Raw genomic sequence first — 12,296 nt, 5'->3', positions numbered from 1 at the left:
ATTCATTAATAATACATGAACTTTATTATAGCATAACGCAAAAATAACATAGCGCTTAATAAAAAATTACGGACTTTTTAGGTAAAATTTACGGCTTATTCCAACTGTGTATCAGTTTCTATAAAATTGCCATTCAAAAAACATTTATATAAACGGGAGATAGTCTTGAGTAAAGAATTTTGTTGTTTTGATTTTTATAATGTATTCAAATTTAATTGTTCTAAAACAACAGTTTCATGTTTTATTCTGTCACTATTTGCTGCTATACAGCATTGATAATTTTTATCAATAAAAATTTCTTTCAAATAGAATTTTTCATTTTCTACTATACATTCATTATTTGAAATTTCAAAAGATTTTAATGGAATTAGTAAGCCTTTTCCATGGGCTTTTATGACAGCTTCCTTTTCTGTCCAGTACGAAAAAAAACCCTGCACCGTATTTTTGGAATTACCAACTCTATACAATTCACTAAATGTCATTTGGGGTTTAAAATCCAGATAGTTAATTTTTTTATCTAAAAATTCCACATCGATTCCTATAGGGAAATCTGCAATGACACATGTCACCAAAGAGTTTGTATGAGATATATTAAAGTATATATTTTTACCTTCTAAAAAAGGTTTTTTATCAGACTGATAACAAATTTCAAATTCTTTTATATCATAAAAAGTGCTTAATCCGTATTTCAGAAGTACTCGTCCCAATAAAGATAATTGAGCATCCTGCCATCTTCTGTATTTTAGAATTTTTTCTTTAAACTCTTTTGTACTAATATCTGAATATCTATTTAAAAGATCCTGATGTTTATCTTCTTTTATAAATGCGTATAAAATAATCATTAAAAATCATACTGGTTAAAATCGTTATTTTTTTTCCATATTCCATCCAAAAACTTTTGGTCAATATTCTCATTATACTCTACCTCACATTTTAAGTCTAAATTATCATAGAAGCTAAATAATAAATGGAATCCCGAATGGGTTAAGTGCATGTACCAATAGAAGAAATATATTTCTTCGGGAAATTTTAAGTATTTCTTATTAAATTATTGAAATAGTTTCTAAAGTAATCACTATGGTTAAAAATAAAAAAGTGATTTCCTTTCAATTGAGTAATATTTACTTCTCTGGTTGTTTCATCCCTCCAACCTGTCATTTCTCCTTCTATGGCATCATCTGATCCATAAAATACGTCAATTGGAATACTTAACTTTTGCCTATTTTCGTATTGGTAACTTTCAATTACTTTAAAATCATATTTCAAAATAGGCAAATAATAATTTATTAGTTCCGGATTATTTTTTATCTCATCTGGTATGCCTCCTAAAGCTATTATCTCATTCCAAAAATCTTCATCATTAAGGTTTACTATTTTTTTATCACTTATAGTTGAGGGTGACTTCTTACCACTGACTATTAATTTTTTTGGCATTGGATAGTTTAATTCTTGCAATCTTTGACAGAGTAAATAGGCAATTAAAGCTCCCATACTGTGACCATAGATGACATAAGATTTTTCTTCCTGCACCTGGTTTTTCAATAAAATCACAAAACGATCTATAATTTTATTGAGTTCGGCAATATTATTATTTCGTTCCAACTCAAAAGGAACGTAATTATTAAAATTAGTAAAAATCTTATTTAAAGAGTATTTGTTTCCACCAGCAAAGTGAAGGGATATAATTTTCATATATTAATTTTTCTTTTTCTCGCAATTATGTTCCAATCATACACATATACATTATTTTCTATAACATGTATATTTTCATGTAAAGCAATTGTAGGACAGATATGATCCGGAATACCAATTAATACATCACCAATTTTAATGTTTGAAGTATCTGTTATTTCTATCACTAAATGTTCTTCGCTTTGCATTATACTTTTTGCTTCAGGAAAATTTAAAAATTTTAATCTTGGAAAAGGATTTTCTGCAGCTACTGCTTTATGTCCAACATCCAGGCATATTGTTTTAGAATCCAGAATAGAAATCACTCTTGAAATGATATAAACAGCACATTCAAATTTCAAATCCGGAAACAATCTAGAATATTTCCAATCCCAAAACACAAAAGTTCCTGGTGAACATTCTACTCTTGAATTTTGTGAATGTACAGAGAAAGACGGAGAACCTCCGGCAACAATCTGAAATTTACAGTTATGCAAATTTTCTATCATCTCAATCTGTAAATAGGCTTGATTAAAGACTTCTTTTACAATTTCGTTTCTTTTGTCAATATTAGTTTCCCGAATGTGTCCGTCATAAATATGAAACCCCTTAATGTTTATATTTTTTAATTTCAAAATTTTTTGAAAAAAAACAATCAATTCATTACAAGGCAAACCTGTTCTGTTCATTCCAACATTTACATCTATAAAAATGTCCTGTTTAAAATCATAAGAATTAAGAAAATCATCAAAACAGACTAAATTCTCATAATTGTCAAAAACACAAGAAAATTTTGTATTTGGATATTTAAGACTTAGATTTATAAATCGTTCCATTTTTAAGCGAGTAAGCTGATGTGCTAACAGAACATCTTTTGCATCTATCATTCCCAACATCTCTAATTCAGAAATAGTAGATGCTTTAAATTTGGTAACCCCTTTGTTTTTAAGAATTTTGCAAACCTCCAGAATTTTATTTGTTTTAACATGTGGTCGAAACCTATCTAAAGAAACCATCTCTAAAGCTGCCTCAATATTGCTTTCCATTATTTCCTTAATTAAAATAAGGGAAGGGGAATCTATCTCTGATAAATTTTTTATTTTATTCATTTTTATTATACATTATTGCATCAACTTCAATTTGGGCATTTTTAGAAATAGCCGAAACTCCTAATCTGATTCTGGCAGGATAAGGTTCATGAAAAAATTCCGGCAGAACCTCATCCAACGCTTGAGAAAATCTTACATCAGTATAATATACATTGAGTTTAACTACATCATTAATTTCTCCTCCGGCAGCAATACATATGTTACTAATATTGATAAGACATTGTCTGCAATGTTTAACAGGTTCATTGTCTGAAATTAAGTCACCATCTTTTAATGGTAATTGCCCGCTAATAAAAACCAGGTTATCGACCTGAATGGCTTGAGAATAATTGCCAGAAGGCATTGGGGCATTATTAGTTGTAATTTTTCGTTTCATCTAGAAAATATTTTACATCACTGGCTAAATTCTCTGAAACTTCTTCTAGTGCATCACGGGTGCCCGCTGCTATATGAGGAGTATAAAATACTTTAGGGTGATGAATTAAAAAATGATTATAGGTGTTTAAAATAGGGTCTGTATTATAATGAGGATCAGGGTAAAGACTGTCCAAAGCTGCATACGCAATTGTATCATCTTTAAAGGCATTCAATAAGGCACTATCCTCAATAATTTTTCCTCTGGCTGTATTAATCAAAATACTTCCTTTGCGCATACATTTAAATAACTTTTCATCAAATAAATACTCTGTTGTTGGATTTAAAGAAGTATGAATTGTGATAACTTCTGACATAGATACCACTTCTTCAATGCTATTGTAAAATTTAACATTACTATGGTTATCATTTTTAAAAGTAAGCTCCTTGTTCGTATACACCAAAATATTCTTGCAAAGCGGAGCTAATAAGTCAACAACTTCCTTACCTATAACTCCATATCCAATAACACCAATACTCAGCTCACTAATATTCCTGCCTTGCCAGGTATGTCTTTGAAAATTATTATTTTTTGCTCCAAGGTGTGATTCAAAAAGTTTGTGTGACAATAAAATCATTGTTCCTAACACATACTCCGCAACACTACGGGCATTTCCTTTTGCTGAAGTAAATAATTTTATATCTAATTCATTAAGTGTATTTATATCAATATTATCAACACCGGATCCTGCTCTGGCTACAAACTTTAAATTAGCTGCATCAAGTAAAATTTCTCTATTAATACGATTACCACTCTTAAATATAACACCATGGTAATTTCCAATTACAGATTTAATTTTTTCCTGATCAAATGCACATCCATCATCAATAATTGAAAATTCTTTAAATCTCTCAAGCCCTTTTTCGGCAATTTTATCTAATAAAAGTATTTTAGTCATAGTTAATATCAATTGTGTATTATCTGATTAAACAACCCCAGTATTCCGTCCATATTTTGCATCATGGTCATATGATTCCCATTAATCTCAAGTAACTCAATTGTTGTATTACCTATTTCATCTAATTGATTCAACTTATGATTATAATTTCTTTCAAAAGAACTAATGGTTTTAGGTTTTACTAAAATTATCTTTCGATCTAACTTTTTCGGATTATAATTTCTTATTAACTGGTTCGCCTTTAACGCAGTATCAATATAACGATCTGTAAATATTTTTTCCGGATCTAACTTCTCTAAAGAGATTGTAAGTGATGTTCTGGTAACTTGATCATCATAATCCTGATAATAAAACCCTGGGTCAATTAACATTAAATGGTCAAAAACTACGTTCTCTTTCTTAAAAAGAGCGCTTACTTCATAAGCAATAGTGGCGCCCAGAGACCATCCGGCAATACTCACGCTTTCAACATCAATTATTGTACTCAGGTAGTCATTAATTTCCTTTGCATAATGCATTGCAAGAGTTTCCATGTTTACTGTTGTTTCTTTATCCAATCTTACAGGATCAAAAATTACCAGGTTATAGTCATATGTTAGTATTTCATTTATAAATTGAAAATCAATTGCGGCGTCACTTGCAGGTGTTATAACAAAAACAATATGCTTACTTTCTGGTTTTATGATACTATAGCCGGCTTGATTATCAATACTTTTTATAGCATTTGCAAAAAGTCTGATAGTATTATTTTTGTATAATAATATAGGATCTGATTTTATTCCCAGTACATTGTGCAATTTGTGGAGGAAATACAAAGACAGAATAGAGTCTAACCCAAGTGATCTAAAATCATCCATGGGATCAATATCTTCTTCTATTTTTAATAATTCTTTTAAAATATTTTCTATGCTTTTTTCCAATGATTTATCTAGTGGAGTGTTTTGATCCTTTGTCAATATCGGAATAGACATTTTTTTTAGTTCCTGAGCATCTATTTTACCATTTAACGTTAGTGGAAAAACTGAAATGAAAACATATTTATGAGGTATTGCATATTCTGGCAATTCACCTACAAAATATTCTTTTAGCTCTGTACTACCAATAGGTTTCTTTGAAAATGAACTGTAATAAAACACGATAAAGTTGCCATATTCGTTTGTTTCAACATCTGCATATGCGTTCTTTATATCTGGGTGATTTTTTGCAATAACCTCCAATTCATCTAGTTCTACACGATATCCCCTTATTTTTACCATTCTGGTACCTCTACTCACATAATAAAGGTTCCCATCTTCGCCAATATATCCAAGATCCTCCGTGTTTAACCAGACGCTTCCTTCTCGTTCGATAAACTTATTTTTATTAGCTTCAGCATTTACATAACCAAGCGACAGACAATCTGATTTAATTAAAATAGTACCAATCACGCCAATTGGAACGATTTGATCTTCTTCATTACAAACAATTATTTCTGTATTATAAATGGGTTTCCCGGATGGAATTCTCTTTTCAGAAATCGGTAATTCTTTTGAAAAAGTATGATATACAACAGAAGCTGCCTCTGTACAACCATAACGATTCAATATAATAGTATTTTGCAGTACTTTATTTAAAGTTTCTACCAGATCATGAGAATAGGATTCGCCGCTTACTTCTATAATCCTTACTTCTTTTAGATCAACTAATTTGTTATTTGCTATTAGTAATTTAATGTACGATGGAGTAAGAAAAATCCTTGTTATTTTGTTCTTTTTCATAAATGAACAAAACTCATCTACATTTTTTAACATATTGTTATTTATAATATGCAATGTTGATCCCTGACATAAAGGCTCAAACACTTCGCGAAGTGCAGGAGCAAAAGAAAAAGAAGATTTTAGAACATACTGATCATCTGTTGTTGCCGGAAAATTTTGCAATAACCAATTTAATCTGTTTAAATGACTTTTATTATCAATCTTTACTAATTTAGGTACACCTGTGGATCCAGAAGTATAGTTAATTGTTACTAATTCCTGATTCTCTATATTTATTGTTGGAGCATCTGATTTTTTTCCAATTCCTTGCTGTAGATTAATTCTATTTTCACAGGTAAAAAACGGATCTAAATTTTCTGCTGCATTATCTGTTATTAAAACAGAAGGTTCTAATTGTAGAATAATTTTTTCAATTGTTTTTTGTGAGAAACTGGCATCAATATTTATAAAATGTAAACCTGTTTTAAGAATTCCTATAATCGCCGGCACATAATTTTGTACTTCAGCAAGACAAACAACAACACAATTGATCCCTTTATAATCCATAAGTTGAGAACAGATAAAATTTGCGTTCTCATCTAACTCCCTATATGTGAGTTCTTCACCAACATACGAAAGCGCTATTTTATCTGGTGATTTCTTTACCCAAAGTTCAAACCCTTCTATAAGTGATTTAAATGGCATTTTTTGTTTATATTCTCCTTTAATAACTGAAAGAGCGGTTTTGGTCTGAGAACATTCCAGCTTTTCCATGTTATCTGTATAAACTTTAATAAAACTCTGTATAAAGTCTTCCGTATAAAATGCTGTATTATACTTTACACGTATGGCAAATTCATGTTCTCCAACTTGGTGTACAACAACCGTTAATGGAAAATGAGAAGATATAATATTTTCATTTAACATTTCTATTTGCAGGTTCATACTGTCTAATTCTGCCTTTTTATAATTCTGATATGTGAATAATATATCGAACAATTTTTTCTGGGCAACAGTAGTTACTATTTCTTGCAAAGAGATATATGAAAATTGTTGAGATGTAATTACTTGTTTTTGCAAAATAGCAATATCATCAAACAAGGTGGTTCCAGGCTTTTTAAAATCAAAACAAACTGGAATACTATTAATACATGGACCTACTATACCGTCCATGTTTTCCATTTCATTTGTTCTGTAATTTACAACGTTCCCCCAAACCAATTTCTCTTCATTCTTTAATAAGGCATACGTGTTTCCGAAGATAAAGTTAAAAGCTGAAGACAGCGTTAATTTGTTAGATCTTAAAGTATCTTGAGTTTCTTTGCTGATTTTAAAGGCCACAGAGTGCTCATTAAAAGTGGCATTGTTATTCAGGTTTGTCGTCACTTTCTCCTTTAAGAACATTGAAAGTGTAGTCTTCCAATAATTTAGGGCTACTTTTTTATCTTTTGAACGAATGTGTTGTATATATTTTTTATAAGGCACATAATGTTTTTCTACAGATTTATTCTCATATGTGTTTAATAGTTCATGCAACAAAATAAACATAGAATGGCCGTCCAATAAAGCGTGATGTGCAGTAATAACGAATATATCTGTTTCAATATCAATATTAATAAGCGAAAATTTCATTAGTGGTTTATCGGCAACTACGGCTATATTTTTTAATTGTTTAAGCGTTTCTTTAAGGTTAGTAACAGCTGAATACTCATTAAAAATAAAAGCCTCCTCAAGGTTCAAAACTTCGCTACGGAAAATTCCTTTTTGTACGTCATAGAAATAAGCCGTTCTTAGTATTTCAAATTTCTTAAGCAGGTTCCTGCAACTATTTATTAATTTAACTCTGTCAAAGTTTTTAGTTTCAAATTCCCACTGAGTAATATAGTTTTCAGATTTGTCCTCATTAATTAAGGAGTGCGCAATTAATTCTTTCTGAAAATCAGATATTGAGCCATCATCATCTGAAAGATCTTTCGGATCATTTTTACTATATTCCAATAAAGTCTTTATTGTTCCACTTAATAGCTCTTTAAAATTATTCCATTCATCATCATGTAAACATAGTTTTTCATTAGCATTTAAATTGATAAAAATTTCACTTGCTATCACGCCACAATTCACTTCCAATAAGTAAAAATTTTTCCTTATTTCTTTAAGACATTCACTATTAATGTGTGTGCTGAGTGGAATCAATGGTCTCGCTAAGGGAGAATTATTTAAGTTGGACTGACTGAATACACCCAGATAATTAAATGAAAATGATAACTCCTTGTTCAGGGCATTTCTTATTGGTTGAGGTGCCAAACGCTTGTATTTATCAAACCATACACCATTATAGCGTCTATTTTCATTGGCGTTTACAACATTATGATACGTTTGCACAAGACTTTCTCTATTCGCAGTGTACTTTACAGGGTATTTTGATGTAAACCATCCAATAATTTCCGAACTATCAAATTTATTAACCATCTCTCTACCATGTCCCTCTTTTTCAAAGTAAACATCATCAAATTGAAGTGTCTTGCCAATTGTATATGTTAAAGCTGTCAGAATAATATTTTCGATATTTTTTGAACTTTTATCTACATCTATGTTAGGAATGTTAAGGTTTTCCATTCGATTTTGTGTAATAAAACCCTTCCTGTAAATATTCTTATCAGAAGCCTGTTCAATCCAATAATTAATTTCTTCCTTATTAATATTTCCATTGCTATTATTTAGATGATTTAACAACCACTCTTTATAGGTTTTTGTATAAGTAGGCTTAAGTGACGGATTATTATAATAATACACAAAATCATTAATAAAAATATTCCATGACACTGCATCTATTATTAAATGAGGACAGGTAAAAAATATTGCTGTTTCTTCATTATGTTTAAATAAGGTAACGTATAAAAGTGGTCCTTTTAGTGTATCTATAATTTGTTCTGCTTCTTCTATACAATTTTCTAAATTTTTATCCTTTTCAAATCCAAGATCTTTAAAAACATAGAGTTGTTCTGTTAAAGCTTCCGTATCATAATACTGATGCCAGAAAAGATTTTGTGTGTACCTTAAACGAAAAGAGGAATGCTTTTGACAAATAGCATTTAGTGCTATTTGTATCATTTCAGCCGAATAATTTTCTTCTAATGTATGGGTCGTATACATCAAAAAATTAGCATTACTTGGATTTTTCTCAAAGTACCATTCTTGAATTGGAGATAAAATAAAAGGGTTTTCGTCTAATTGCACAGGTGTTAACTCATCCCCTATCACATTATTAATTATGTTAGCTAAAAAAGGAGCTTCAATAAATGCATCGTATGTAATATGGATGCCAATATTGTTAAGCTTTGAAATTAGGTTTAATAAAGAAAGTGAATCACCTCCATTTTCAAAGAAATTTTTTGAAGGAACAATATTTTTAATATCCGTATCTAATACTTCTGCCCATATAGATAATATTTTATCTTCGTTATTAACATTTATCTGACTTGGTTGTTCTTTTGTAACTTTTTGCTGTTGCAATAATTTATTCCTATCCAACTTTCCATTTATGGTCATAGGAAAAGCTTCAATTCCAATAAAAAAATGTGGTACCATATAATCCGGAAGAAGTTGCTTAACATCATTACGTATAACAGTTTCAATATCTTCTTTATCTATATTCTCAAGAATAAAATAACAGATCAATTTATTCTTTTCATATAATGTTTTACAAGATTTTATATAGTATAGATTTGCGATGACAGAGTCAATTTCATTTAATTCTATCCTAAATCCTCTCATTTTAATCTGCTCATCCTTTCTTCCTAAGAACTCTATATTACCATCTGGTAACCACCTTCCTAAATCTCCAGTTTTATACATTCTTTCTCCTTTTATAAAAGGACTATTTATAAATTGTTGTTTAGTAAGTTCAGATTGATTTAAATAACCTCTCGCTACTCCTGATCCAGATACATATATTTTCCCAAAAACTCCTATGGGGCATAAACTTAATGCTTCATCAAGAATATAGGCCTTTGAATTTGATATAGCACTGCCAATGGGGATATTGAAATATTTTTGGTTCTTTATCTCAAAAGTAGTAGAAAATGTCGTGTTTTCTGTTGGCCCATATCCGTTGACAATTTTTATAGCGGGATAATTTTCAAATACTTTTGATATATGAGTTGCTGAAACAATATCTCCACCTACTATTAACTGCTTGATTGTTTCGAAAACATCAATTTTATTCTCAACCACTTGATTAAACCAAGATGCTGACATCCAAAGACTATTAACATTATGATCTTGAATAACTTTTCTTAAGGCTTCTAATTTTAATAGATTTTCTTGTTTGGTCAATATTAATTTTGAACCATTTAATAATGTTCCGAAAAACTCTATTATCGTTGCGTCAAATGAAATAGATCCAGTACCAAGTAAAACTTTTTCTTCATTCAAAGGAAAAAACGAACAAGGTTTAACTAATCTAATTACATTTCTATGCTCAACCATTACTCCTTTGGGTTGTCCAGTTGTTCCAGAAGTATAAATTACATAAGCTAAATCATTAGGTGTATTAATTTTTTCTAAACTCTCTTGTGAACAATTATTTTTTAATTGTTCAAAATCATATAGGAATTTATCATCTATTATTATTTTACTATTAGTATCTTTTTCTATATAATCTATCCTTGCTTTGGGATAACTAGGATCAATTGGCACATAAGCAGCTCCTGATTTCAATATTCCTAAAATAGTGATAATTATTTGCTCACTTCGTTCTAACTTGATTCCAATTAAATCATCAGGTGAAATTTGATAATTTTCTCTTAAGTAATGTCCTAATTGATTGGATTTTTCATTAAGCTCTTTGTAAGTAAGTTTTATATCTTCAAATACAACTGCGATATTATTAGCTGTCTTCTCTACCTGTTGTTCAAACAAATCTACAATAGTCTTATCTCTAGGATAATCAATATTCGTATCATTAAACTCTACTAACAATTTGTGTCGTTCTGTGTCACTAATCAATTCTATATCTTGCAATATTGTATTAGGTTCTTTACACACATTTTCAATAAGATTACATAAAGCTTTATAAATAGTGTCAATATAATTTGCACTATATAAAGATTCATTATACTCCATCTTAATATTTATTTTTTCTCCAACTATATCTGAAAATTCAATAATAAGATCATACTTTGCCGATAACTCTAATTTATTATGAATTTTAGTTATAAATTCCGTGGTCTGAAAAGCTTCCTGGTTTTGATAGACTACCATAATATTATAAAGCTCTTTAATATTTTCCTGACCTATTTTTTTCATTAAATATGGCAGAGGATAATAACTAAAGTCAATACATTCATTTAAGTTAGTTTTATTTCTTTTTAAGAAATCATTAAAACTAATTTCACTATCTATTTTTATTCTAAGCGGAATACTATTTACATAATATCCTACCTGATCCTGATGATTAAGAAAGTGCCTTGCAGTAACGGGACCTCCGAAAGTTATATCATTACTTCCTGTTATTTTATTTAATAATAAAGAAACCAGACTAGAAAAGCCTATGTACAAAGACGAATTATTTTCTTTACATATTTTTTTAAATTTTTTTAAATAAACTTCCGGAAAAAAATAATTTAAAGATTTTGCAGTTCCATTCTTAGTTAAAAGATTTATGTCATTCTGTAAAGTGGTAGCTGCTTCGAAATTTAAAAACTTCTGCGTCCACATTTCTTCTGCTTCATTATTATCTGCTAATTTCTTTTCCAACCATAGGCAGTAATCTTTATAATGCTGATTTACAGCAGGTAAATTCATTTTATTTCCTAAATAAATCTCGTAAATCTCCTGAGCAATAATTTTTAATGACAATAAATCACCTACAATATGATGGAGGCTTAAAAGCACCAGACTTCTACTTTTCGTTTGAACTAAAACAACTCGCAAAGGATAGCCTTCTTCCAAGTTAAATCTTTTTTGTGCTTCCGTTCTTAAAGTTTTTACTACTTCATCTTCATCATACGCTTCATAATTAAATAAAACAACCTCAAGTTTCGAGTCTTGAACCGGAACGATGATTTGTTTCAGTTGGTTATTTCTCTCCACAAAGCATGTTCTAAGGGCTTCATGCCTTTTTACAACTTCATTTATGGCATTATTAAACCTGTTTACATCAACAATTTCTTTCAGCTCATTGATATAGGTCATATTATAAGAAGACGAAGAAATGTCCTTTTTATAATTAAAATATAAACTTCTTTGATTAGGAGAGCAAGGGTATTCATTATTATCACTTGGAAATTCTAATGCATTTTTTTCCTGTTTAAGAAATGCAATCATTTCAGTCTTCTTTTCTTTCAATTCCTGTAAAAAATGTTCAGGAATTTCCTTGTCTTCATCAAAAATTATTTTAAGTTTATCTTCATCAACAATTATAGAAACTCCATTTTTTTCTAGTTCTTCAATTAATTTCTCCATAA

General features: G+C 29.6%; 6 protein-coding genes. All 6 read right to left on the bottom strand.

Annotation, left to right across the window (positions count from 1 at the left end):
• Window positions 1–194 precede the first annotated feature (194 nt).
• The gene (locus tag AC4FQ3_RS22520; protein ID WP_491183363.1) at window positions 195–842 is read right to left on the bottom strand and encodes a 4'-phosphopantetheinyl transferase family protein; all 648 of its coding nucleotides are present in this window, start codon (window positions 840–842) and stop codon (window positions 195–197) included.
• A gap of 187 nt (window positions 843–1,029) precedes the next feature.
• Window positions 1,030–1,692: a thioesterase II family protein gene (locus AC4FQ3_RS22515; RefSeq protein ID WP_073398365.1), complete on the bottom strand. Its 663-nt coding sequence runs from the start codon at window positions 1,690–1,692 to the stop codon at window positions 1,030–1,032.
• Window positions 1,689–2,717, bottom strand: a complete 1,029-nt coding sequence (locus AC4FQ3_RS22510) for an alanine racemase (protein WP_491183362.1) — start codon at window positions 2,715–2,717, stop codon at window positions 1,689–1,691. The genes AC4FQ3_RS22515 and AC4FQ3_RS22510 overlap by 4 nt, the downstream gene beginning before the upstream one ends.
• 55 nt (window positions 2,718–2,772) lie before the next feature.
• Window positions 2,773–3,156, bottom strand: coding sequence for a RidA family protein (locus tag AC4FQ3_RS22505; RefSeq protein ID WP_491183361.1), 384 nt, complete (start codon window positions 3,154–3,156; stop codon window positions 2,773–2,775).
• A complete protein-coding gene (locus tag AC4FQ3_RS22500) occupies window positions 3,134–4,093 on the bottom strand; it encodes an NAD(P)-dependent oxidoreductase (protein ID WP_463460633.1) in 960 nt (319 codons plus the stop codon). The genes AC4FQ3_RS22505 and AC4FQ3_RS22500 overlap by 23 nt, the downstream gene beginning before the upstream one ends.
• 8 nt (window positions 4,094–4,101) lie before the next feature.
• Window positions 4,102–12,294: an amino acid adenylation domain-containing protein gene (locus tag AC4FQ3_RS22495; protein ID WP_491183360.1), complete on the bottom strand. Its 8,193-nt coding sequence runs from the start codon at window positions 12,292–12,294 to the stop codon at window positions 4,102–4,104.
• Window positions 12,295–12,296: the final 2 nt, after the last annotated feature.

It is taken from the genome of Flavobacterium sp. AK-345 (genome assembly GCF_058310175.1).
Note: the sequence above shows the minus strand (reverse complement) of the source record. Positions and strands in the feature narration are given on the sequence as shown.